This is a genomic window from Streptomyces sp. NBC_01006 (assembly GCF_045162725.1).
Lineage (GTDB): Bacteria > Actinomycetota > Actinomycetes > Streptomycetales > Streptomycetaceae > Streptomyces.
This window is the reverse complement of record NZ_CP108700.1, coordinates 2,926,309-2,949,022: the sequence shown is the minus strand read 5'-3', so window position 1 is coordinate 2,949,022 and position 22,714 is coordinate 2,926,309. Positions and strand designations below refer to the sequence as shown.

The window sequence follows — 22,714 nt, the reverse complement described above, 5'->3', positions numbered from 1 at the left end:
GGCCGGTCAGGAGCGGGAGAGAGGGCCCGCTGGATCCGTTCCGGCGATCACATCAGAGCTCAGCCCTGGAGGGTGGCAACCTTGGTGGCCAGCGCCGACTTCTTGTTGGCGGCGGCGTTCTTGTGGATGACACCCTTCGAGACAGCCTTGTCGAGCGCACGCGCGGCGGCGCGAGAAGCCACGGTGGCCTTCTCGACGTCACCGGCGGCCACGGCCTCGCGGGCCTTGCGGATCGCGGTCTTGAGCGAAGACTTGACGGCCTTGTTGCGCAGGCGCGCCTTCTCGTTCGTCTTGTTCCGCTTGATCTGGGACTTGATGTTCGCCACGAAAGAGCCTTTTCAGGTTCAGAGTTTGATCTTCGGATTGTGTCCCGACAGCTGAGAGGGCATACGAGACACAGCTGCCCAGGCTACCAGGCGCGCTCCGACCGGCCCAAACCGAGCGCATCGCCCCGTCCATGGGACCATGGGAACCTGCGTACAGATCCGACGAGAGCCGGAAACGCTTCCGACTGCGACCCGAGAATCAGGACACTGCGTGCCCGCGATCCCCAGCCACGTGCCCGAGCCGAGCCGTACCGACCCGGCGCTGATCCGCAATTTCTGCATCATCGCGCACATCGACCACGGCAAGTCGACGCTCGCCGACCGGATGCTCCAGCTCACCGGCGTCGTCGACCAGCGGCAGATGCGCGCCCAGTACCTCGACCGCATGGACATCGAGCGTGAGCGCGGCATCACGATCAAGTCCCAGGCGGTCCGGCTGCCCTGGGCGCCCACCGTGGGCGAGGGCGTGGGCAAGACGCACATCCTCAACATGATCGACACCCCCGGGCACGTCGACTTCACGTACGAGGTCTCGCGCTCCCTCGCCGCCTGCGAGGGCACGGTCCTCCTGGTGGACGCCGCCCAGGGCATCGAGGCGCAGACCCTCGCCAACCTCTACCTGGCGATGGAGAAGGACCTCGCGATCGTTCCGGTCCTGAACAAGATCGACCTGCCGGCCGCCCAGCCGGAGAAGTTCGCCGAGGAGCTCGCGAACCTGGTCGGCTGCCAGCCGGAGGACGTGCTGCGCGTCTCCGCGAAGACCGGTCTCGGAGTGGACGCGCTGCTCGACAAGATCGTCGCCACGGTCCCGGCCCCGGTCGGCCCCAAGGACGCCCCGGCCCGCGCGATGATCTTCGACTCGGTCTACGACTCCTACCGCGGTGTCGTGACGTACGTCCGTGTGGTCGACGGCCAGCTCAACAAGCGCGAGCGCATCCGGATGATGTCCACCGGCGCCACGCACGAGCTGCTGGAGATCGGTGTCTCCTCCCCGGAGATGACCCCGGCCGACGGCATCGGCGTCGGCGAGGTGGGTTACATCATCACCGGCGTGAAGGACGTCCGTCAGTCCAAGGTCGGTGACACGATCACCAGCCTGCACAACGGCGCGACCGAAGCCCTCGGCGGCTACAAGGACCCGAAGCCGATGGTCTTCTCGGGCCTCTACCCGCTCGACGGCTCCGAGTACCCCGACCTGCGCGAGGCCCTGGACAAGCTCCAGCTCAACGACGCCGCGCTCGTATACGAGCCGGAGACCTCGGCGGCGCTGGGCTTCGGCTTCCGCGTCGGCTTCCTCGGCCTGCTCCACCTGGACGTGGTGCGCGAGCGCCTGGAGCGCGAGTTCGGCCTGGACCTGATCGCCACCGCGCCGAACGTGGTCTACCGCGTCGTCATGGAGGACGGGAAGGAAGTCTCGGTCACCAACCCGAGCGAGTTCCCCGAGGGCAAGATCTCGGACGTGTTCGAGCCGGTCGTCCGGGCCACCCTGCTCGCGCCCTCCGAGTTCATCGGCGCGATCATGGAGCTCTGCCAGCAGCGCCGCGGCACCCTCCTCGGGATGGACTACCTCTCCGAGGACCGGGTCGAGATCCGCTACACGCTCCCGCTCGCGGAGATCGTCTTCGACTTCTTCGACCAGCTGAAGTCCAAGACCCGCGGCTACGCCTCCCTCGACTACGAGCCCACCGGCGAGCAGTCCGGCAGCCTGGTCAAGGTCGACATCCTGCTGCACGGCGACAAGGTCGACGCCTTCTCCGCCGTCTGCCACAAGGACGCCGCCTACGCCTACGGCGTGCGCCTGGTCGCCAAGCTGCGCGAGCTCATCCCGCGGCAGGCCTTCGAGATCCCGATCCAGGCGGCCGTCGGCTCGCGCGTCATCGCCCGCGAGACCATCCGCGCCATCCGCAAGGACGTCCTCGCCAAGTGCTACGGCGGTGACATCTCCCGTAAGCGGAAGCTGCTGGAGAAGCAGAAGGAAGGCAAGAAGCGCATGAAGATGGTCGGCTCGGTGGAGGTGCCCCAGGAGGCCTTCATCGCCGTCCTCTCCAGCGACGAGTCCTCCGGCAAGAAGAAGTAGTCGCTGCGACCGAAGTCGAGCGAAACAGGCCCCCGCGCGGATGCGCGGGGGCCTGTTTCGTTATGAATCGGCCGCTCGCGGGCTCTTACGCCCTGGCCGGAGGGCACCTAGTCTGATCACTGCTCGATGGTTACTCGCCAGTTACAAGCCCCTGAATGGCAGGCCCTGCCGCGTGGTCCGGAGGACGTCCGTGAGCGACACACAGACCTTGATCGAGAACCGCCCGCCCACCGTGGCGGCCCTCTTCCTTGAGCGTGTCGCCGCCACGCCGAACGCCGAGGCCTACCGGTTCCCGGTGCCCGCGGCCGGCGGCAGCGGCCCCGACGACTGGAAGTCGCTGAGCTGGGGACAGGCGGCCGAGCGGGTCTTCGGCATCGCCGCCGGCCTGCTGGACCTGGGCCTGCGGCCCGAGGACCGGGTCGCGCTCGCCTCCAACACCCGCGTCGAGTGGATCCTCGCGGACCTCGGCGTCATGTGCGCCGGCGGCGCGGTGACCACGATCTACCCCAGCACCAACGCGGAGGAGTCGGCGTTCATCCTCTCCGACTCGTCCAGCCGCGTGCTGATCGCCGAGGACGCCTCCCAGCTCGCCAAGGCCCGCGAACGCCGCGCCGACCTGCCCGAGCTCGCCCACGTGGTGGTCCTGGAAGCGGCCGACGCGGTACCGGCCGCCGGGGATCCGGAGGGCTGGGTGCTCTCCCTCGCCGACCTGGAGGCGCGCGGCAACGAGTACCTCGCCAAGCACCCCGAGGCGGTCAAGGAGCGGATCGGGGCCATCACCGCCTCCCAGCTCGCCACGCTCATCTACACCTCGGGCACCACGGGCCGCCCCAAGGGCGTACGGCTCCCGCACGACAACTGGTCGTACATGGCCAAGGCCACCGTTGCCACCGGCATGATCTCCAGCACCGACGTCCAGTACCTGTGGCTGCCGCTCGCGCACGTCTTCGGCAAGGTCCTGACCTCCGGCCAGATCGAGGTCGGGCACGTCACCGCCGTCGACGGCCGCATCGACAAGATCATCGAGAACCTGCCGGTCGTCCAGCCCACCTACATGGCGGCCGTCCCCCGCATCTTCGAGAAGGTCTACAACGGGGTCGCCGCCAAGGCCCGGGCCGGCGGCGGCGCCAAGTACAAGATCTTCCAGTGGTCGGTCGGCGTGGCCCGCGAGTACGCCAAGACCACCCAGGACAACTACCGGCGCACCGGCAGCCCCGCGGTCCCCTTCGGCCTCGCCACCAAGCACAAGATCGCCGACGCGCTCGTCTACTCCAAGCTCCGCGAGGCCTTCGGCGGCCGGCTGCGCGCCGCCGTCTCCGGCGCCTCCGCCCTGGCCCCCGAGATCGGCTACTTCTTCGCCGGCGCCGGCATCAACATCCTGGAGGGCTACGGCCTCACCGAGTCCAGCGCGGCCTCCTTCGTCAACCCCGGCGAGGCCTACCGCACCGGCACCGTCGGCAAGCCGCTCCCCGGCACCGAGGTCCGCATCGCCGACGACGGCGAGATCCTGCTGCGCGGCCCCGGCATCATGCAGGGCTACCACCTCCAGCCCGAGAAGACCGCCGAGGTGCTGGAGGAGGACGGCTGGCTGCACACGGGCGACATCGGCGAGCTCTCGCCCGACGGCTACCTGCGCATCACGGACCGCAAGAAGGACCTGATCAAGACCTCGAACGGCAAGTACGTCGCCCCGGCCGAGATCGAGGGCCGGTTCAAGGCGATCTGCCCGTACGTGTCGAGCATCGTCGTGCACGGCGCCGACCGGAACTTCTGCGCCGCCCTGGTCGCCCTCGACGAGCCGTCGATCATGGGCTGGGCCGCCGAGAACGGGCTGGAGGGCAAGACGTACGCCGAGGTCCTGGCCGCGGCCGAGACGAACCGGCTGATCGAGACGTACGTCCAGACCCTGAACGAGGGCCTCCAGCGCTGGCAGACGATCAAGAAGTTCCGGATCCTGCCGCGCGACCTCGACGTGGAGCACGGCGACCTCACGCCCAGCCTCAAGCTGAAGCGGCCGGCCGTCGAGCGTGAGTTCAAGCACCTGATCGACGAGATGTACGAGGGCTCGCGCGAGGCGTAGCGCGGCGGCGGGCGGCAGCGGGCGGTACGAGGGGCCCGGGGGCGGCGGCGAGCGGCCGGGCCCCCGGCCCGGGTGCGGGACAATGGGGGCATGCCTTCCGCACTGCCCGACGGTGAACCCATGCCCGAAGACGGCTCGCTGCCGTCGCATGCCCTGGCGGGTGCCGGGGACCGGCCGCTCGGGTTCTACCTGCACGTCCCGTACTGCGCCACGCGGTGCGGGTACTGCGACTTCAACACGTACACCGCGACCGAGCTGCGCGGCACCGGCGGCGTGCTCGCCTCCCGGGAGAACTACGCCGACACCCTGATCGACGAGGTCCGTCTCGCCCGCAAGGTGCTCGGCGACGACCCGCGCGCCGTACGGACCGTGTTCGTGGGCGGCGGTACACCGACGCTGCTGCCGGCGGCCGACCTCGTACGGATGCTCGCGGCGATCCGGGACGAGTTCGGGCTGGCGGAGGACGCCGAGGTCACCACGGAGGCCAATCCGGAGTCCGTGAACCCGGAGTACCTGGCGGAGCTGCGGGCCGGGGGCTTCAACCGGGTCTCCTTCGGCATGCAGAGCGCGAAGCAGCACGTCCTGAAGGTGCTCGACCGTACGCACACGCCGGGCCGGCCGGAGGCGTGCGTCGCGGAGGCGCGAACTGCGGGCTTCGACCACGTGAACCTGGACCTGATCTACGGCACGCCGGGGGAGACCGACGAGGACTGGCGCGCCTCCCTGGCCGCCGCCCTCGGCGCGGGCCCGGACCACATCAGCGCGTACGCGCTGATCGTGGAGGAGGGCACGCAGCTGGCGCGGCGGATCCGGCGGGGCGAGGTCCCGATGACGGACGACGACGTGCACGCCGACCGGTACCTGATCGCGGACTCGGTGATGGCCGAGGCCGGGTACTCCTGGTACGAGGTCTCGAACTGGGCCACCTCGGAGGCCGGCCGCTGCCTGCACAACGAGCTGTACTGGCGCGGCGCCGACTGGTGGGGCGCCGGCCCCGGAGCCCACTCGCACGTGGGCGGGGTCCGCTGGTGGAACGTGAAGCACCCGGGCGCCTACGCCGCCGCCCTCGCGGAGGGCCGCTCCCCGGGCGCGGGCCGCGAGCTCCTCTCCGAGGAGGACCGCCGGGTGGAGCGGATCCTGCTGGAGCTGCGCCTGGTGGACGGCGTCCCGCTGTCCCTGCTGGCCCCGGCCGGCCTCGCGGCCTCCCGCCGCGCCCTGTCCGACGGCCTCCTGGAGGCCACCCCGTACGAGGCGGGCCACGCCGTCCTGACCCTGCGCGGCCGCCTGCTGGCGGACGCGGTGGTCCGCGACCTGGTGGACTGATCTCTCGGGGGAGTGAATCCCCGCCGAACCGGCCTGCGCCTGCCTACTCTGTCCCTAGGCTGCCGTCGACAGTACGCGGCGGATGTGGAGGACCACGGAGATGACCGCTGTGGACGAGCGTGGGATGGCGAAGTTCTTCGATCGGTTCGAGCCTCCCGAGGGCGTCAAGGTCGAGCTCCTCCGGGGGGAAATCGTGATGATGGCCAGTCCCGATCTGGTTCACAACCTGATCGTCGAAGACGTGCAGGACCAGATCCCGCGCAAGCGGTGGGCACGGCTACAGACCCAGGACGTCGACGTCACCGACGAGGCCAGCGAGCCCGTCCCGGACCTTGTGGTCGTGGATCGCCAGGTCCGCCCGGACTCGGGCCGCCTCCTGCTGTCCAAGCTGATCACCCTGGTGGTGGAGGTGGTTTCCAAGACCAGCGTCGACAGGGACTACGGCGTCAAGCGCTCGATCTACGCCGCAGGCGAGGTGCCCGCCTATCTGATCATCGACCCGGTCGTGGCCCACTGCGTCCTGCTCACCGTCCCGGTCGGGAGGGGCGACGAAGCCGACTACCGGGCCCAGCAGATCACGAAGTTCGGTGAGCCGCTTCCGCTGGAACTGCTCGGCATCGAGCTGGACACCAGCGAATTCGGCACGTATCAGGGAGTCAGGCCCCACCGCCGACCGTGACGAAGTCGATCAGTTCCTCCACGCGGCCCAGCAGGACCGGCTCCAGGTCCTTGTAGGACCGGACGCGGGACAGGATGTGCTGCCAGGCGGCTCCGGTGTTCTGCGGCCAGCCCAGCGCCCTGCAGACGCCCGTCTTCCAGTCCTGGCCCGGCGGGATCACCGGCCAGGCGGCGATGCCCAGCGCGGACGGCTTCACCGCCTGCCAGACGTCCACGTACGGGTGGCCGACGATCAGGACGTCCGACGAGGTCACCGACGCCGCGATGCGGGATTCCTTCGAACCCGGGACCAGGTGGTCCACCAGGACGCCGAGGCGGGCGTCGGCCGTCGGGGCGAAGTCCGCCACCACCGCCGGGAGGTCGTCGATGCCCTCCAGGTACTCCACCACCACGCCCTCGATCCGCAGGTCGTCGCCCCAGACCCGCTCCACCAGCTCGGCGTCGTGCCGGCCCTCGACGTAGATCCGCCCGGCGCGCGCCACACGGGCGCGCGCCCCGGGGACCGCCACGGAGCCCGACGCCGTGCGCAAGGGCGCCGCAGGGGCCCTTGAGGGGCGGGTCAGGGTCACCACGGCGCCCTCCAGCAGGAACCCCCGCGGCTCCAGCGGGAACACCCGCCGCTTGCCGAAGCGGTCCTCCAGGGTCACCGTGCCCGCCTCGCAGGCCACCACCGCGCCGCAGAAGTCCGTACCCGCCACCTCGACCACCAGGTCGGTGTCCGCCGGTACCTCCGGCACCGGCTTGGGGCGCTTCCACTGCGGGGTCAGGTCGGGGGAGTACTCGCGCATCCGGCCGAGCGTAGGAGAGAGAGCGGGCTCACGGGCCCGACACGCCGAACCGCCGTGCCAGTGTGTCGCGTTGCTCACGGACGAAGCCCGCCGAGACCACCGCTCCGTGACCCGGCACGTACAGCGCGTCGTCCCCGCCCAGCGACAGCAGCCGGTCCAGCGCCGCCGGCCACTGCGCCGGCACCGCGTCGCTGCCCGCCTGCGGCTCGCCCGACTCCTCGACGAGGTCCCCGCAGAACACCGTCTCGCGCTCGCCGGGGACGAACACCGCCAGGTCGTGCGGGGTGTGCCCGGGCCCGACGTTGGCCAGCAGCACCTGCACCCCGCCCAGCTCCAGCGTCCATTCGCCCGACACGGAGTGCCCCGGCACCACGAGCAGGTCCACCGCCTCGGCGGCCTCGGCCTCCGCCAGCCCCTGCAGGACCGCGCTGACGCGCAGCTCCTCCCGGCCCGTCGACAGCTCCGCGTCCAGCCCGACCGCCCCGTACACCTCGGCCCCGGCGAACGCCGCCACGCCCAGTACGTGATCGAAATGGCCGTGCGTGAATGCGATATGCGTCACGCGCCGCCCCGTCAGCCGCTCCGCCTCGGCCCGCAGCTGCGCGCCTTCGCGTACGCAGGATCCGGGATCGATCAGGAGGATCGACTCGTCCCCCACCACCAGTCCCACCGTGCAGTCCCACACCGGGAGTCGTCGCCGTCCGGTCCGCCCGGTCAGCCGCTCCCAGCCCGCCTCTTCCCAACGCACGTCCATGCCGCGACGCTACCCTGGCGGGCCGCCCTTGCCAGGCCCTTACTACCCGGCCGTACACTGGCCGGGGGATCTCTGGCACTCGAACGCCCGGAGTGCCAACGAAGCCGATGAAACCGCCCATGACGAGCGCCGACGACCAGCAGGAGGTGTGCGCGATGCTCAGCGAACGCAGACTCGAGGTGCTGCGCGCCATCGTCCAGGACTACGTCGGGACGGAGGAGCCGGTCGGCTCCAAGGCGCTCACCGAGCGGCACCGGCTCGGCGTCTCGCCCGCCACCGTGCGCAACGACATGGCCGTGCTGGAGGACGAGGGCTACATCGCCCAGCCCCACACCAGCGCCGGGCGGATCCCCACGGACAAGGGCTACCGGCTCTTCGTCGACAAGCTGGCGGGGGTCAAACCGCTGTCGACGCCCGAGCGCCGGGCCATCCAGAACTTCCTCGACGGCGCCGTCGACCTCGACGACGTCGTCGGCCGAACCGTGCGGCTGCTCGCGCAGCTCACCCGGCAGGTCGCCGTCGTCCAGTACCCGAGCCTGACCCGGTCCACGGTCCGGCACGTCGAGCTGCTGTCGCTGGCTCCGGCCCGGCTGATGCTCGTGCTGATCACCGACACGGGCCGGGTCGAGCAGCGGCTCGTCGACTGCCAGACGCCGTTCGGCGAGACCTCGCTCGCCGATCTGCGGGCGCGGCTCAACAGCCGGGTAGTCGGCCGCCGGTTCACCGACGTGCCGCAGCTCGTGCAGGACCTGCCGGAATCCTTCGATCCGGAGGACCGCAGCACGGTGTCGACGGTGCTCTCCACCCTGCTGGAGACGCTGGTCGAGGAGGCCGAGGAGCGGCTGATGATCGGCGGAACCGCCAATCTCACGCGCTTCGGACACGATTTTCCCCTGACGATCAGGCCGGTGCTCGAAGCGCTGGAGGAGCAGGTCGTGCTCCTCAAGCTGCTGGGCGAGGCCAACGAGTCGGGAATGGCCGTACGGATCGGGCATGAGAATGCCTACGAGGGACTGAACTCCACGTCCGTCGTCTCGGTCGGCTACGGTTCGGGCGGCGAGACTGTCGCCAAACTCGGCGTGGTCGGACCGACCCGCATGGACTACCCCGGAACGATGGGAGCGGTACGCGCAGTGGCACGTTACGTCGGACAGATCCTGGCGGAGTCGTAAGTGGCCACGGACTACTACGCCGTTCTCGGCGTGCGCCGCGACGCATCGCAGGACGAGATCAAGAAGGCCTTCCGCCGCCTCGCGCGTGAACTCCACCCGGATGTGAATCCGGACCCGAAGACGCAGGAGCGCTTCAAGGAGATCAACGCGGCGTACGAGGTGCTCTCGGACCCGCAGAAGAAGCAGGTCTACGACCTCGGTGGCGACCCGCTGTCCTCCTCGGGCGGCGGTGGCGGCGCGGGCGGCTTCGGTGCGGGCGGCTTCGGCAACTTCTCCGACATCATGGACGCCTTCTTCGGCCAGGCCTCGCAGCGCGGTCCGCGCTCGCGGACCCGCCGCGGCCAGGACGCCATGATCCGCCTCGACCTGGAGCTGGACGAGGCAGCCTTCGGCACCACCAAGGACATCCAGGTCGACACGGCCGTCGTCTGCACCACCTGCTCCGGCGAGGGCGCGGCCCCCGGCACCTCGGCGCAGACGTGTGACATGTGCCGTGGCCGCGGTGAGGTCTCGCAGGTCACCCGGTCCTTCCTGGGCCAGGTCATGACCTCGCGCCCCTGCCCCCAGTGCCAGGGCTTCGGCACCGTGGTCCCGACCCCGTGCCCCGAGTGCGCGGGCGACGGACGGGTCCGCTCCCGCCGCAGCCTCACGGTCAAGATCCCGGCCGGCGTCGAGAACGGCACCCGGATCCAGCTCGCGGGCGAGGGCGAGGTCGGCCCCGGCGGCGGCCCCGCCGGCGACCTGTACGTGGAGATCCACGAGCTGTCGCACCCGACCTTCCAGCGGCGCGGGGACGACCTGCACTGCACGGTGACCATCCCCATGACGGCCGCGGCCCTGGGCACCAAGTGCCCGCTGGAGACCCTGGACGGTTTGGAGGAGATCGACATCCGCCCGGGCACCGGCTCCGGCCAGTCGATCCCGCTGCACGGGCGCGGCGTCACGCACCTGCGCGGCGGCGGCCGCGGCGACCTGATCGTCCACGTCGAGGTCACCACTCCCGGCAAGCTGGACGCCCAGCAGGAGGAGCTGCTGCGCCAGCTCGCCAAGCTGCGCGGCGAGGAGCGGCCCATGGGCCAGTTCGCGCCGGGTCAGCAGGGCCTGTTCAGCCGCCTGAAGGACGCCTTCAACGGCCGCTGACCGGCCTGCCGCCAGACGTACGAGCCCGGTCCGGGGATGCTCCGGACCGGGCTCGCCGCATCGTTCCGGACGACGCCGGGGAAGCGGACTATGCCAGGCGAATGCCGTGATTCGGCCCGGTGGGCGGGACATGGCACGATGCAGTGCATGTCCTCCGCACCGTACGGTCTCTCCCCATACCCGATCGTGCAGGCTCCCATGGCGGGCGGCGCCTCCTGTCCGCCACTGGCCGCAGCCGTGTGCGAGGCGGGCGGTCTGGGCTTCCTGGCCGGCGGCTACAAGACCGCCGACGGCGTGTACCAGGAGATCAAGCAGCTGCGCGCGCTCACCCGGCGCCCGTTCGGTGTGAACCTCTTCATGCCGCAGACCGGGTACGTGGACCCGGCCGCCGTGGAGGCGTACCGCGGGCAGCTGGCCGGCGAGGCCAGCTGGTACGAGCTGTCCCTGGCCGACGAGGACATCATCGGCACCAGCGACGACGGCTACGACGCCAAGCTCGCGATCCTCCTCGAAGACCCGGTCCCCGTGGTCTCGTTCACCTTCGGCTGCCCCTCGCCCGCGGTCCTCGCCGCCCTGCGCAAGGCCGGCACGTACTCGGTCGTCACCGTCACCTCGGTCGACGAGGCCCGCGCCGCCCAGGCGGCGGGCGCCGACGCGGTCTGCGTCCAGGGCGTGGAGGCGGGCGGCCACCAGGGGACCCACCGCGACGACCCGCAGGCCGACGGCACGGCGGGCGTGGGCCTGCTCGCGCTGGTGGCCCAGGTACGGGAGGCCGTGGCCCTCCCGATCATCGCGGCCGGCGGTCTGATGCGGGGCTCGCAGATCGCGGCGCTGCTGGCGGCGGGCGCGGAGGCGGCGCAGCTCGGCACCGCGTTCCTGGCCTGCCCCGAGTCCGGCGCGCACCCGCTGCACAAGCAGTCGCTGACGGACCCCCTGTTCCCCCACACGGAGCTGACCAGGGCGTTCTCGGGGCGGCCGGCCCGGGGCCTGGTGAACCGGTTCATGCGCGAGCACGGGCCGTACGCCCCGGCCGCGTACCCGCAGATCCACCACATGACCGCCGGGCTGCGCAAGGCCGCCGCCGCGGCCGGGGACCCGCAGGGCATGGCCCTGTGGGCGGGCCAGGGGCACCGGCTGGCGAGGGCGCTGCCCGCGCGGGAACTGGTGGAGGTGCTGGCGGCCGAACTGGCCGAGGCCCGATCCGTGTTGAAGTCGATGAACAACAGGAGTACGTCATGACCGCCCCCGTGTTCGTGGTCGAAGAGGTCCCCGCGGGGCCGGAGTTCGTGCTCGACGGTCCCGAAGGCCGGCACGCGGTGTCCGTGAAACGGCTGAACCCGGGCGAGGACGTGGTCCTCACCGACGGGCGCGGTCACTGGACGGAGGGCGTGGTCAAGGCCGCCGAGGGCAAGGACCGGCTGGTCCTCACCGGCCTGCACACGATCCAGGAGGAACCGGAACCGGCTGTCCGGATCACCGTCGTCCAGGCCCTCCCCAAGGGGGACCGCGGCGAGCTCGCCGTCGAGACCATGACCGAGACCGGCGTGGACGCCATCGTCCCCTGGCAGGCCTCGCGCTGCATCACCCAGTGGCGCGGCGACCGCGGCGCCAAGTCCCTGGCCAAGTGGCGGGCCACGGCCCGGGAGGCGGGCAAGCAGTCCCGCCGCGTCCGCTTCCCGGAGGTGGCGGAGGCCATGTCCACCAAGCAGGTCGCGGCCCTGCTGGCCGGGGCCGATCTGGCGATGGTCCTGCACGAGGACCGGGACACCCCCTCGGGGGCCCTGGCCACGGCCGAACTCCCGGCCGGCGGCTCCATCGTCCTGGTCGTCGGACCGGAGGGCGGGGTCTCCCCGGAGGAGCTCGCCGTCTTCGCGGAGGCCGGGGCCCACCCCTACCGCCTGGGCTCCTCGGTCCTGCGCACCTCCACCGCCGGCACCGCGGCGACGGCGGTCCTGCTGGCGCGCACCGGCCGCTGGTCCTGAAACGCACATGAGGGCGCCGGCGGCGCCGGATACGATGCCGGGGCTGATCATCATCGTCGGCGCGGGCGGCCCGCCCGCCGGCGCCGCAGTCTCGGAAGGCGAAGCAATGGCCGGGGAACCGCAGGCGGACTGCCTGTTCTGCAAGATCGTCGCGGGGAACATCCCGGCGACCGTGGTCCGGGAGACCGAGACGACGTTCGCCTTCCGGGACATCAACCCGCAGGCGCCCACGCACGTCCTCGTCATCCCCCGGGTGCACTACCCCGACGCCGCCACGCTCGCCGCCGCCGAGCCGGCCATCGCCGCCGACCTGCTGCGCGAGGCCGGGCAGATCGCGGCCGACGAGAAGCTCGACGACCACGGCTACCGCGTCGTGTTCAACACCGGCGCCGGCGCCGGCCAGACCGTCTTCCACGCGCACGCGCACGTCCTCGGCGGCCGCGGCCTCCAGTGGCCCCCCGGATAGCACCGTGTCCGTACGAGAGTTCGTGGTGCTGGGCACCGCCAGCCAGGTGCCCACCCGCCACCGCAACCACAACGGCTACCTCCTGCGCTGGGACGGCGAGGGCATCCTCTTCGATCCCGGCGAGGGCACCCAGCGCCAGATGCTGCGCGCCGGGGTGGCCGCGCACGACATCAACCGGATCTGCATCACCCACTTCCACGGTGACCACAGCCTCGGGCTGGCCGGGGTGATCCAGCGCATCAACCTGGACCGGGTCCCGCACCCCGTCACCGCGCACTACCCGGCCTCCGGGCAGAAGTTCTTCGACCGGCTCCGGTACGCCACCGCCTACCGGGAGACCGTCCCGCTCCGCGAGGAGCCCGTGGCCGCGGACGGGACGCTGGCCCGGGAGCCCTCGTACGTCCTGGAAGCCCGCCGGCTCTCGCACCCGGTGGAGTCCTTCGGCTACCGGCTCACCGAGCCGGACGGGCGCCGCATGGTGCCCGAACTGCTCGCGCGGCACGGGATCAAGGGGCCCGACGTGGGCCGGATCCAGCGCGAGGGTCAGCTGGGCGGGGTCACGCTCGACGACGTCAGCGAGCACAAGCCGGGGCAGAGCTTCGCCTTCGTGATGGACACCCGGCTGTGCCCCGGCGTGGACGCGCTCGCTGCGGGCTGCGACATGCTGGTGATCGAATCCACGTTCCTCGACGAGGACGAGGCGCTCGCCACCGACCACGGGCACCTCACCGCCGGCCAGGCCGCCCGGACCGCGCGGGACGCGGGCGTACGGCACCTCGTGCTGACGCACTTCTCCCAGCGCTACTCGGACCCGCAGGAGTTCGAACGCCAGGCCCGCGCGGCCGGCTTCGAGGGAGAGCTGACGATCGCCGCGGACCTCGTACGAGTGCCCCTGCCGAAGCGGGGTTAGAGGGACCGCTCGCGCTCCCGGTCGCGGGAGCGGCGGGCCGCCGGGGAGAGCAGCAGCACCCGGCGCGGGGTGCGGCGTACGCGGACAGTCCCGCCCGCCGGCTCCGGCCCGGTCCCGGAACCGGGGGACGCCGCCGGGGCCGGGGCCGGGGCCGCGCCGCGCAGGACCGGCTCCTCGGCCGCGGCCGCCGGGCTCCGACCTGCGTGCAGGGCGACGGCGGTCAGCGGCCCGGCCACCGTGAGCAGCAGCCCGCCCAGCACGAGCCCCATGCCCGGGAACCCGAACGCCTCGGCGAGCAGGCTGCCCACCACGGGGCCGCAGGCCGTGCCCAGCGAGGAGGCGGCTCCGGCGAAGACCGCCCAACGGCCGCGCGGGTCCAGGGCGGCCGCGAGGCCGATCACGTACGAGAGGACGACCGGGTAGACCGCGTTCCACAGGATCTCCCCGGCCGTGAACCCGGTGAGCCCGTCCGCGGAGGAGGTCAGCACCACGCAGCCCGCGATGGCCGCCGTGCCCGCGCCGATCGGGACCGCCCGCCCCAGCCGGGTGCCGAACGCGGAGGCGCCCGTGACCCCGAGCAGGCCCGCGCCCAGCGCCACCGCGAAGACGACGCCCAGCGTGGCCTCGGACAGCCCGGCCTGCTCGGCGCCGATCCGCCCGCTGACGCCCCACAGGGCCTCCTGGGTCAGCGACCAGAGCAGCAGGCAGCCCGCCAGCACGGCCCCGGCGCGCGGGTACGGCGGCCGCCCGGAGCTCCGTACGGCAGGTCCCGGGCGGGTGGGCCCGCCGAGCCGGCCGGTGGCCGGCCAGGCCAGCGCCGCGACCAGGGCGATGGCCGCGAACGGCAGCCCGTGTCCGCCGCCGAGGTGCGGCAGGGTCAGGTACAGCGCACCCGCGGTCGCCGAGACCGACAGCAGCCCGAGCGACGAGATGCGGTGCGGATCGCGGTGCCCGGCGATCCCCGCGGCGGCCACGGCGGTGGCGCTGCCGGAGCCGAAGCCGCCGACCACGACGCCGACGACCACCAGCGGGAGCAGCGAGGTCGAGGCCGCGGTGCCGTAGCCCAGGGCGGCGAGCAGCAGACCGAGCCGGGCCAGCGGGCGCGGACCGCGCCGGGGGATGCGAGAGGCCAGGGTGAACCCGGCCGTGGCGGAGCCGAGCAGCAGGGCCGTGCCGACGAGCCCGGCCTGGGCGGGACTCAGCGGGAGATGGGCGTCGAGGCGTCCGACGACGGTGGGAAGCAGGTAGGGGGCGACGTACCCGGCCGTGAAGAGGGCCACCAGGGGCCAGGCGGCAGGCGGCGCGGAGGTGTTGTCGGACACGGCTCTTCCCGGTGGTGCGCAGGTGGGGCGGGATTTTCCGCGAGGCCGCGGTCCCCTTGTCTATCAAGTGCTCCGCGACCCGGAGAAGAGCGCCATGAGAGTGATGTGCGACACACTGTGTTTTGGGCCTGTCGGGGGCGGGCAGGGTTGGCAGCTTTCCACCGCATGCCCGCTTGCAGAAACGAGCCTTCGCACCAGCCGGGGAGTACACCGTGACCAGTCGGGACAGCCGCACCAGCCGCAGCGCAGCCGTGGATCCGCTCGACAGCGCAGCCGCAGCCGTGGACCCGCTCGGTCCGCTGCGCAGCCCCCTGGAACCGGGGTTCGACGTCTACCTGACCGGCACGGTCTTCCTCGACATCATCTTCACCGGCCTCGATTCGGCCCCGGTGCGCGGTACGGAGTCCTGGGCGCGCGGCATGGGCTCCAGCCCGGGCGGAGTGGCCAACATGGCCACCGCCCTGGCCCGGCTCGGCCTGCGCACCTCGCTGGCCGCGGCGTTCGGCGACGACCACTACGGCGAGTACTGCTGGGACGCACTCGAACAGGGCGAGGGCATCGACCTGTCGATGTCGCGGACCATCCCCGGCTGGCACAGCCCGGTCACGGTCTCGATGGCGTACGAGGGCGAGCGCACGATGATCTCGCACGGCCACGAGGCCCCGCCCCCGGCCGGCCCGGGGCCGTTCCCGCAGTGTCCGCCGCGCACCCGGGCGGCCGTGGCCTCGCTGGCGCAGGGGCGGACGGAGCCGTGGATCGCGGAGGCGGCGCGGCGGGGGGCGCGGATCTTCGCGGACGTGGGGTGGGACGAGAGCGGCCGCTGGGACCTGGGGGCCCTGCCCGACCTGGAGCACTGCGAGGCGTTCCTGCCGAACGCGGGGGAGGCGATGCGGTACACGCGGACCGACTGTCCGAGAGCCGCGGCCCGGGCGCTGGCCGAGAAGGTGCCGGTCGCGGTGGTGACGATGGGCGCGGAGGGCTCGTACGCGGTGGACGGGCGGACCGGGGAGTCGGCGGAGGTCCCCGGGATCGCGGTGGAGGAGCTGGACCCGACGGGGGCGGGGGACGTCTACGTGGCGGGCTTCGTCACCGGCACCCTGGCGGGCTGGCCGCTGGCGGACCGGCTGGCCTTCGCGGGCCTCACGGCGGCCCTGTCGGTCCAGGAGTTCGGCGGCTCCCTGTCGGCCCCGGGCTGGCCGGAGGTGGCCCACTGGTGGCGCACGGCCCCCGAGGCGCTGCGGCCGCGCTACGGCTTCCTGGACGCGCTGGTCCCGCCGCGCGCGGAGCCGGCCTCGCGGCGCAGGGCGGTCCCGACGATCGGCTTCCGCCACCCGGTTTAGGGACGTCGGAGGGAGGTGCCGGGGGGCCGCGAGAGGGCGGGAAGAGGGCCGGGAGAGGGCGGGGGAAAACCCCTCGGGGATGGCGCGGCGGAGTCGTACCCTTGGTACTCCGGAGGTCGTCGATCGGCGCGGCCCCTCAGCGGGAGGTATGTGCAGGCCACAGTGCCGGCCCATGACTCAGACACCCACAGCCCAGACACCGGCGCCGGGGCAGGCGCGAGCCCACTTCACCGTCCCGGCCAAGCATCCGATGGTCGCGGTGCTCGGCTCGGGTGACGCCCTGTTGCGCGTGATCGAGAAGGCCTTCCCGAAGGCCGACATCCATGTTCGGGGCAATCAGGTCAGCGCGGTCGGAGACGCGGCGGAAGTCGCCCTGGTCCAGCGCCTGTTCGACGAGATGATGCTGGTGCTCCGCACCGGGCAGCCGATGACGGAGGACGCAGTGGAACGCTCGATCGCCATGCTCAAGGCGAGCGGCAACGGCAACGGCCCGGAGGAGACGCCCGCGGAGGTGCTCACCCAGAACATCCTCTCCAGCCGCGGCCGCACCATCCGCCCCAAGACCCTCAACCAGAAGCGGTACGTCGACGCGATCGACAAGAACACGATCGTGTTCGGCATCGGCCCCGCCGGTACCGGCAAGACGTACCTCGCCATGGCCAAGGCGGTCCAGGCCCTGCAGTCCAAGCAGGTCAGCCGCATCATCCTGACCCGCCCGGCGGTCGAGGCGGGCGAACGCCTCGGCTTCCTCCCGGGCACCCTCTTCGACAAGATCGACCCGTACCTGCGCCCGCTCTACGACGCTCTGCACGACATGATCGACCCGGACTCGATCCCGCGCCTCATGGCGGCGGGCACGATCGAGGTGGCGCCGCTCGCGTACATGCGCGGCCGTACCCTCAACGACGCGTTCGTCGTGCTCGACGAGGCGCAGAACACCACCGCCGAGCAGATGAAGATGTTCCTGACCCGGCTCGGGTTCGACTCGAAGATCGTCGTCACCGGCGACATCACGCAGATCGACCTCCCGGGCGGCGCCAAGAGCGGTCTGCGCGAGGTCCAGCGGATCCTGGAAGGGGTTCCGGACATCCACTTCTCGCGGCTCACGTCAGAGGATGTCGTCCGGCACAAGCTGGTCGGCCGTATCGTCGATGCGTACGAGAAGTACGACGACAGCCAGGACGCCCAGCAGTCCCGGAACGGCTACCAGCGGAAGTAGAACCCAGCGCACCATGTCGATCGACGTCAACAACGAGTCCGGAACCGAGGTCGACGAGCGGGCGATCCTCGACATCGCCCGCTACGCGCTCACCCGGATGCGGATCCACCCGCTGTCCGAGCTCTCCGTCATCGTCATCGACGAGGACGCCATGGAGCAGCTCCACATCCAGTGGATGGACCTGCCCGGTCCCACCGACGTCATGTCCTTCCCGATGGACGAGCTCCGTCCGCCGGCGAAGGACGACGAGGAGCCCCCGCAGGGGCTCCTCGGCGACATCGTGCTCTGCCCCGAGGTCGCGAAGAAGCAGGGCGAGGAAGCCCCGACGCAGCACTCCATGGACGAGGAGCTCCAGCTCCTGACCGTCCACGGGGTGCTGCACCTGCTCGGGTACGACCACGAGGAGCCGGACGAGAAGGCCGAGATGTTCGGTCTCCAGGCGGCCATCGTCGACGGCTGGCGCGGTGAGCGCGGCATGACCGGTCCGTCCCCGGCCCCGACCGTCTCGTGACTGCCCCGCAGTTGATCACCGGCGCGGTGCTGCTGGTGGTGGTGGCCTGGTTCGCGGCGTGCGCCGAGTCCGGGATCGCCCGGATCTCCAGCTTCCGCGCCGAGCAGGCCGTACGGGAGGGCCGGCGCGGCAGCGAGAAGCTCGCGCAGGTCGCCGCCGACCCCACCCGCTACCTCAACGTGGCGCTGCTCGTGCGGGTCACCTGCGAGATGGCGGCCGGCGTGCTCGTCACGTACGTCTGCCTCGACGAGTTCGGCGACAACTGGAAGGCACTGCTCATCGCGATCGCCGTGATGGTGCTGGTGTCCTTCGTGGCCGTCGGGGTCTCCCCGCGCACCATCGGCCGCCAGCACCCCCTCAACACGGCGACGGCGGCCTCGTACGTCCTGGTCCCGCTCGCCCGGGTCATGGGGCCCATCCCGCAGCTGCTGATCCTCATCGGCAACGCGCTCACGCCCGGAAAGGGCTTCCGCAAGGGGCCGTTCGCCTCCGAGGCCGAGCTGCGCGCGATGGTCGACCTGGCGGAGAAGGAGTCGCTGATCGAGGACGAGGAGCGCCGGATGGTGCACCAGGTCTTCGAGCTCGGCGACACGCTGGTGCGCGAGGTGATGGTGCCGCGCACCGACCTGGTCTGCATCGAGCGGTACAAGACGATCCGTCAGGCGACCACGCTGGCGCTGCGGTCCGGCTTCTCGCGTATCCCGGTGACCGGCGAGAACGAGGACGACATCGTCGGGATCGTGTACCTGAAGGACCTGGTCCGCAAGACGCACATCAGCCGGGAGGCGGAGGCCGACCTGGTCACGACGGCGATGCGGCCCGCGGTGTTCGTACCGGACACCAAGAACGCGGGCGACCTGCTGCGGGAGATGCAACAGGTGCGCAACCACGTGGCCGTGGTCATCGACGAGTACGGCGGCACGGCGGGCATCGTCACCATCGAGGACATCCTTGAGGAGATCGTCGGCGAGATCACCGACGAGTACGACCGCGAGCTCGCGCCCGTCGAGGAGTTGGGCGAGGACCGCTACCGGGTGACGGCGCGGCTCGACATCACCGACCTCGGCGAGCTGTTCAAGGTCGAGGACTACGACGACGAGGACGTGGAGACGGTCGGCGGCCTGCTGGCCAAGGCGCTGGGCCGGGTGCCGATCGCGGGCGCCTCGGCGGTCGTGGAGCTGCCGGACGGGCGGCCGCTGCGGCTGACGGCCGAATCCCCGGCGGGCCGCCGGAACAAGATCGTGACGGTGCTGGTGGAGCCGCTGGCCGCGGCGGCGGGCGAGGGCGGGGAGGGCGTATGACGCCGGCGGAGCTGCGTGCGTTCTGCCTGGGTTTCAACGCGGCGGTGGAGGAGTTCCCCTTCACGCCCGAGACCTCGGTGTTCAAGGTGCTGGGGAAGGTGTTCGCGCTGACCGCGCTGGACGCCGATCCGCTGAAGGTCAACCTCAAGTGCGAGCCGGAGCTTGCGGTGCGGCTGCGGGCGGAGCACGAGGCGATCGTGCCGGGCTGGCACATGAACAAGCGGCACTGGAACACGGTGACGGTCGGCGGGCTGCCGGACGCGCTGGTGCGGGAGCTGGTCGAGGACTCGTACGACCTGGTGGTCGCGGGTCTGCCGAGGGCGGAGCGGCTGCGGCTCGACAGGCCGTGAGGGTGGAACACGGAGGGGACCAAAGTCACGGCGCTCTGTGACCTTTGGATCACAGGTTCTGCTTACCGGGCGCTTAGGTTTGGTTCCGCGTGGCACAAGAGCCAGGGGGCCGCGGGGGACGGAGGGGAGAGCGTCTCGGCGGGGCCGTCGTGCGGCCCCGCCGAGACGCTCCATATGCTTTCGCCCATGACCGACAGCACCGGGATCAACCCCGAGGACAGCAAGATCATCACGCTGGCGCGCAGCGCCCGGGCCCGCAACGGGGTGCCCGAGGGCGCGGCGGTGCGGGACGAGACGGGCCGTACGTACGTCGCCGGGACGGTGGAGCTGGACTCCCTGAAGCTGAGCGCGCTGCAGACGGCGGTCGCGATGGCGGTGGCGAGCGGGGCCGAGTCCCTGGAGGCCGCGGCCGTGGTCAGCTCGGCGGAGGCGGTGGCCGACGCCGACCGCGCGGCCGTCCGCGACCTCGGCGGCCCGGCCACCCCGGTCCTGCTGGCCGGCCCGGACGGCACCCTCAAGTCCACGACCCCGGCCGGCGCCTGACCCCGCGGGAGCCGGCGGCCGCCCTGTTCACGCCGTGAGGGCGACGGGGCGGCGGCGGATCACCATCGCCATCAGCGCCGCCATCGCGCACAGCGCGCCCGAGGCGTACCAGACCAGGTCGTACGAGCCGAAGGCGTCGCGGGCCAGGCCGCCCAGGAAGGCCACCAGCGCCGCGCCCACCTGGTGCGAGGCCAGGACCCAGCCGAAGACGATCGCGCTGTCCTCCCCGTAGTGCTCGCGGCACAGCGCGATGGTCGGCGGGACGGTCGCGACCCAGTCCAGCCCGTAGAAGATGATGAAGAAGATCATCGGCGGGTGCACGGACGGCGCCAGCAGCATCGGCAGGAACATCAGCGAGATCCCGCGCAGCGCGTAGTACACCGCCAGCAGGCGGCGCGCCTCGAAGCGGTCGGTGAACCACCCGGAGGCGATGGTGCCGATCACGTCGAAGACGCCGACCACCGCCAGGAGTCCGGCCGCCGCGGTCACCGGCATGCCGTGGTCGTGCGCGGCGGGTACGAAGTGGGTCTTGACCAGCCCGTTCGTCGAGGCCCCGCAGATCGCGAAGGTGCCCGCCAGCAGCCAGAACGGGCCGGTGCGGGCCGCCTTGAACAGCACCGTCACCGTCCGCCGCGCCGCGCCCGTCACCGGGGCGGGCCTTTCCGCGTACGTGCCCCCGTACGGCGCGAGTCCCGTGTCCGCCGGGTGGTCGCGCAGCAGCAGCCACACGAAGGGGACCACGACCAGGGCCGCCAGCGAGACCGTCACCGCCGCCGGGCGCCAGCCGTGGTGCTCCACCAGCCAGGACAGCAGCGGCAGGAAGATCAGCTGACCGGAGGCCCCGGCCGCGGTCAGGATGCCGGTGACGAGCCCGCGCCGGGCGGTGAACCAGCGGTTGGTCACCGTCGCCGCGAAGGCCAGGGCCATGGAGCCGCTGCCCAGCCCCACCAGCACGCCCCAGAACAGCACCAGCTGCCAGGACTGCGTCATCCACAGGGTGGCCACCGTGCCGCCGGATATGGCCAGCAGGGCCAGGGCCACCACCTTGCGGATGCCGAAACGGTCCATCAGCGCGGCGGCGAAGGGCGCGGTGAGCCCGTACAGCGCCAGGTTCACCGAGACGGCGAAGCCGATCGTGCCGCGTGACCAGTCGAACTCCTCGTGCAGCGGCTCGATGAGCAGTCCGGGCAGGGAGGCGAAGGCGGCGGCTCCGATGATCGTCACGAAGGCGACGGCCGCGACGAACCAGGCGCGGTGGATGCGCCCGGGGGCGGCCGGGGCCGGGGCCGGGCTCGGGCTCGGGGGAGTGGGGGTGGGAGTGGGCCGGGGATTGGGGGCTGTCTGCGTCACGCAGACAGCTTCCGGCCGGGAGGGCCCCGTACGACAGTGGCCTGACCGACACCCTTCGATACGATTGGGCCATGGCCCCTCACCGCGTCGTCGTCCTCGCGCTCACCGGGCTGCTGCCCTTCGAGCTCGGCATCCCGCACCGGATCTTCGGCCGCGCCAAGGATCCCGCCGGGGCGCCGCTGTACGAGATCCTCACCTGCGCCCTCGTCCCCGGGCCGGTGCGCACGGACGCCGATTTCGCGGTCCACGTCGAGCACGGTCCCGAGCTGCTGGCCACCGCGGACACCGTGGTGGTGCCCGCCTCGTACGAGCTGGGGCCGGTGTACGAGGAGGGTCGGCTGACCGGCGAGCTCGCCGAGGCGCTCGCCCGCATCCGGCCCGGGACCCGGCTCGTCTCCATCTGCACGGGCGGGTACGTGCTGGCCGCCGCCGGGTTCCTGGACGGCCGTCCGGCCACCACCCACTGGGCGCACGCCGAGCACTTCCAGCGGCTCTTCCCGGCCGTGCGGGTGGACGCCGGGGTGCTCTACACCGACGACGGGGACGTGCTGACCTCGGCGGGGGTGGCCGCCGGCATCGACCTGTGCCTGCACATCGTGCGCCGCGACCACGGCGCGGCCGTCGCCAACGACGTGGCCCGGCGGACCGTCGTACCGCCCCACCGGGACGGCGGGCAGGCCCAGTTCATCGACCGGCCGGTGCCGCAGCCGCAGCTGGCCAGTACGGCGGCGGCCCGCGCGTGGGTGCTGGACCGGCTGCACGAGCCGGTACGGCTGGTCGACCTGGCCCGGCAGGAGGCCATGTCCGTACGGACGTTCACGCGCCGGTTCCGGGAGGAGTCGGGGGTCAGCCCGGGGGAGTGGATCGTCGGCCAGCGGGTGGAACGGGCCCGGCGGCTGCTGGAGCGGACGGATCTGCCGATGGAACAGGTGGCGCGGGAGACGGGGTTCGGGACGGCGCAGTCGCTGCGCAAGCACGTGCAGGCGGCGCTGGGGGTGAGCCCGACGGCGTACCGGCGCACGTTCCGCGCGGCCGGTGGGCACGGGGAGTCCGCCATCTCCTGATGGGCCATCAGTTGATGC

22 protein-coding genes are annotated in these 22,714 nt (G+C 72.0%); 17 read left to right on the top strand and 5 right to left on the bottom strand.

Going from position 1 to position 22,714, the window contains the following annotated elements; genetic code table 11:
* Window positions 1–59: 59 nt before the first annotated feature.
* Window positions 60–326, bottom strand: coding sequence for a 30S ribosomal protein S20 (gene rpsT / locus OG509_RS13405; protein WP_030159297.1), 267 nt, complete (start codon window positions 324–326; stop codon window positions 60–62).
* Between the two features lie 211 nt (window positions 327–537).
* On the opposite strand from rpsT, the gene lepA reads away from it, so the two are divergent.
* The 4 genes from lepA (at window position 538) to OG509_RS13385 (ending at window position 6,485) form a co-directional block, all read left to right on the top strand.
* On the top strand, window positions 538–2,403 hold the full coding sequence (lepA, locus tag OG509_RS13400) for a translation elongation factor 4 (protein ID WP_406182750.1): 1,866 nt from the start codon (window positions 538–540) through the stop codon (window positions 2,401–2,403).
* Window positions 2,404–2,593: 190 nt separating this feature from the next.
* A complete protein-coding gene (locus OG509_RS13395; protein ID WP_406182748.1) occupies window positions 2,594–4,483 on the top strand; it encodes an AMP-dependent synthetase/ligase in 1,890 nt (629 codons plus the stop codon).
* 90 nt (window positions 4,484–4,573) lie between these two features.
* Window positions 4,574–5,806: a radical SAM family heme chaperone HemW gene (hemW, locus tag OG509_RS13390; RefSeq protein ID WP_406182746.1), complete on the top strand. Its 1,233-nt coding sequence runs from the start codon at window positions 4,574–4,576 to the stop codon at window positions 5,804–5,806.
* A 100-nt stretch (window positions 5,807–5,906) separates the two neighbouring features.
* Window positions 5,907–6,485 carry a Uma2 family endonuclease gene (locus OG509_RS13385; protein WP_406182745.1) on the top strand — a complete coding sequence of 193 codons (579 nt, stop codon included), beginning with the start codon at window positions 5,907–5,909 and terminating at the stop codon, window positions 6,483–6,485.
* On the opposite strand, the gene OG509_RS13380 is transcribed toward OG509_RS13385, so the two are convergent.
* Both OG509_RS13380 and OG509_RS13375 read right to left on the bottom strand, forming a co-directional pair.
* Window positions 6,463–7,272, bottom strand: coding sequence for a DUF3097 domain-containing protein (locus tag OG509_RS13380; RefSeq protein WP_406182743.1), 810 nt, complete (start codon window positions 7,270–7,272; stop codon window positions 6,463–6,465). The genes OG509_RS13385 and OG509_RS13380 overlap by 23 nt on opposite strands.
* Window positions 7,273–7,300: 28 nt before the next feature.
* Window positions 7,301–8,026: an MBL fold metallo-hydrolase gene (locus tag OG509_RS13375; RefSeq protein WP_406182742.1), complete on the bottom strand. Its 726-nt coding sequence runs from the start codon at window positions 8,024–8,026 to the stop codon at window positions 7,301–7,303.
* Between the two features lie 155 nt (window positions 8,027–8,181).
* Here OG509_RS13375 and hrcA point away from each other — a divergent pair, with 155 nt between their 5' ends.
* The 6 genes from hrcA (at window position 8,182) to OG509_RS13345 (ending at window position 13,696) form a co-directional block, all read left to right on the top strand.
* Window positions 8,182–9,198: a heat-inducible transcriptional repressor HrcA gene (gene hrcA, locus OG509_RS13370; protein ID WP_385583449.1), complete on the top strand. Its 1,017-nt coding sequence runs from the start codon at window positions 8,182–8,184 to the stop codon at window positions 9,196–9,198.
* On the top strand, window positions 9,199–10,338 hold the full coding sequence (gene dnaJ, locus OG509_RS13365; RefSeq protein WP_406182740.1) for a molecular chaperone DnaJ: 1,140 nt from the start codon (window positions 9,199–9,201) through the stop codon (window positions 10,336–10,338). It abuts the gene before it with no gap.
* Window positions 10,339–10,485: 147 nt separating this feature from the next.
* Window positions 10,486–11,577 carry a nitronate monooxygenase gene (locus tag OG509_RS13360; protein WP_406182738.1) on the top strand — a complete coding sequence of 364 codons (1,092 nt, stop codon included), beginning with the start codon at window positions 10,486–10,488 and terminating at the stop codon, window positions 11,575–11,577.
* A complete protein-coding gene (locus tag OG509_RS13355; RefSeq protein WP_406182736.1) occupies window positions 11,574–12,320 on the top strand; it encodes a 16S rRNA (uracil(1498)-N(3))-methyltransferase in 747 nt (248 codons plus the stop codon). The genes OG509_RS13360 and OG509_RS13355 overlap by 4 nt, the downstream gene beginning before the upstream one ends.
* Window positions 12,321–12,426: 106 nt before the next feature.
* Window positions 12,427–12,786: a histidine triad nucleotide-binding protein gene (locus tag OG509_RS13350; RefSeq protein WP_406187569.1), complete on the top strand. Its 360-nt coding sequence runs from the start codon at window positions 12,427–12,429 to the stop codon at window positions 12,784–12,786.
* 4 nt (window positions 12,787–12,790) lie between these two features.
* A complete protein-coding gene (locus OG509_RS13345; RefSeq protein WP_385583429.1) occupies window positions 12,791–13,696 on the top strand; it encodes a ribonuclease Z in 906 nt (301 codons plus the stop codon).
* On the opposite strand, the gene OG509_RS13340 is transcribed toward OG509_RS13345, so the two are convergent.
* Window positions 13,693–15,018, bottom strand: a complete 1,326-nt coding sequence (locus OG509_RS13340) for an MFS transporter (RefSeq protein WP_406182734.1) — start codon at window positions 15,016–15,018, stop codon at window positions 13,693–13,695. The genes OG509_RS13345 and OG509_RS13340 overlap by 4 nt on opposite strands.
* 251 nt (window positions 15,019–15,269) lie before the next feature.
* On the opposite strand from OG509_RS13340, the gene OG509_RS13335 reads away from it, so the two are divergent.
* From OG509_RS13335 to OG509_RS13310, 6 genes are all read left to right on the top strand, one after another.
* The gene (locus OG509_RS13335; protein WP_403730962.1) at window positions 15,270–16,358 is read left to right on the top strand and encodes a carbohydrate kinase family protein; all 1,089 of its coding nucleotides are present in this window, start codon (window positions 15,270–15,272) and stop codon (window positions 16,356–16,358) included.
* A 172-nt stretch (window positions 16,359–16,530) separates the two neighbouring features.
* Entirely contained in the window at window positions 16,531–17,577 is a 1,047-nt protein-coding gene (locus OG509_RS13330) for a PhoH family protein (protein WP_385583435.1), read from the top strand.
* Window positions 17,578–17,590: 13 nt separating this feature from the next.
* The gene (ybeY, locus tag OG509_RS13325) at window positions 17,591–18,088 is read left to right on the top strand and encodes an rRNA maturation RNase YbeY (RefSeq protein WP_053689049.1); all 498 of its coding nucleotides are present in this window, start codon (window positions 17,591–17,593) and stop codon (window positions 18,086–18,088) included.
* Window positions 18,085–19,389 carry a hemolysin family protein gene (locus tag OG509_RS13320; RefSeq protein ID WP_406182731.1) on the top strand — a complete coding sequence of 435 codons (1,305 nt, stop codon included), beginning with the start codon at window positions 18,085–18,087 and terminating at the stop codon, window positions 19,387–19,389. The genes ybeY and OG509_RS13320 overlap by 4 nt, the downstream gene beginning before the upstream one ends.
* Entirely contained in the window at window positions 19,386–19,739 is a 354-nt protein-coding gene (locus OG509_RS13315; RefSeq protein WP_385583441.1) for an MmcQ/YjbR family DNA-binding protein, read from the top strand. Before OG509_RS13320 ends, OG509_RS13315 begins: the two co-directional genes overlap by 4 nt.
* Window positions 19,740–19,925: 186 nt before the next feature.
* Window positions 19,926–20,282: a cytidine deaminase gene (locus tag OG509_RS13310; RefSeq protein ID WP_385591800.1), complete on the top strand. Its 357-nt coding sequence runs from the start codon at window positions 19,926–19,928 to the stop codon at window positions 20,280–20,282.
* 27 nt (window positions 20,283–20,309) lie between these two features.
* Here the strand turns inward: OG509_RS13310 and OG509_RS13305 are convergent, their stop codons facing one another.
* On the bottom strand, window positions 20,310–21,632 hold the full coding sequence (locus OG509_RS13305; protein WP_406182729.1) for an MFS transporter: 1,323 nt from the start codon (window positions 21,630–21,632) through the stop codon (window positions 20,310–20,312).
* Window positions 21,633–21,703: 71 nt separating this feature from the next.
* On the opposite strand from OG509_RS13305, the gene OG509_RS13300 reads away from it, so the two are divergent.
* Window positions 21,704–22,696 (top strand): GlxA family transcriptional regulator, encoded by a 993-nt coding sequence (locus OG509_RS13300; protein ID WP_406182727.1) that lies wholly within the window; start codon window positions 21,704–21,706, stop codon window positions 22,694–22,696.
* Window positions 22,697–22,714 lie beyond the last annotated feature (18 nt).

Bases quoted from the DNA above. Each gene is read 5' to 3' on its own strand.
- hemW (WP_406182746.1), top strand. From the start codon at position 4,574: ATGCCTTCCGCACTGCCCGACGGTGAACCCATGCCCGAAGACGGCTCG.
- OG509_RS13355 (WP_406182736.1), top strand. From the start codon at position 11,574: ATGACCGCCCCCGTGTTCGTGGTCGAAGAGGTCCCCGCGGGGCCGGAG.
- OG509_RS13360 (WP_406182738.1), top strand. From the start codon at position 10,486: ATGTCCTCCGCACCGTACGGTCTCTCCCCATACCCGATCGTGCAGGCT.
- OG509_RS13350 (WP_406187569.1), top strand. From the start codon at position 12,427: ATGGCCGGGGAACCGCAGGCGGACTGCCTGTTCTGCAAGATCGTCGCG.
- OG509_RS13315 (WP_385583441.1), top strand. From the start codon at position 19,386: ATGACGCCGGCGGAGCTGCGTGCGTTCTGCCTGGGTTTCAACGCGGCG.
- OG509_RS13310 (WP_385591800.1), top strand. From the start codon at position 19,926: ATGACCGACAGCACCGGGATCAACCCCGAGGACAGCAAGATCATCACG.
- OG509_RS13330 (WP_385583435.1), top strand. From the start codon at position 16,531: ATGACTCAGACACCCACAGCCCAGACACCGGCGCCGGGGCAGGCGCGA.
- hrcA (WP_385583449.1), top strand. From the start codon at position 8,182: ATGCTCAGCGAACGCAGACTCGAGGTGCTGCGCGCCATCGTCCAGGAC.
- OG509_RS13385 (WP_406182745.1), top strand. From the start codon at position 5,907: ATGACCGCTGTGGACGAGCGTGGGATGGCGAAGTTCTTCGATCGGTTC.
- OG509_RS13375 (WP_406182742.1), bottom strand. From the start codon at position 8,026: ATGGACGTGCGTTGGGAAGAGGCGGGCTGGGAGCGGCTGACCGGGCGG.
- OG509_RS13380 (WP_406182743.1), bottom strand. From the start codon at position 7,272: ATGCGCGAGTACTCCCCCGACCTGACCCCGCAGTGGAAGCGCCCCAAG.
- OG509_RS13300 (WP_406182727.1), top strand. From the start codon at position 21,704: ATGGCCCCTCACCGCGTCGTCGTCCTCGCGCTCACCGGGCTGCTGCCC.
- ybeY (WP_053689049.1), top strand. From the start codon at position 17,591: ATGTCGATCGACGTCAACAACGAGTCCGGAACCGAGGTCGACGAGCGG.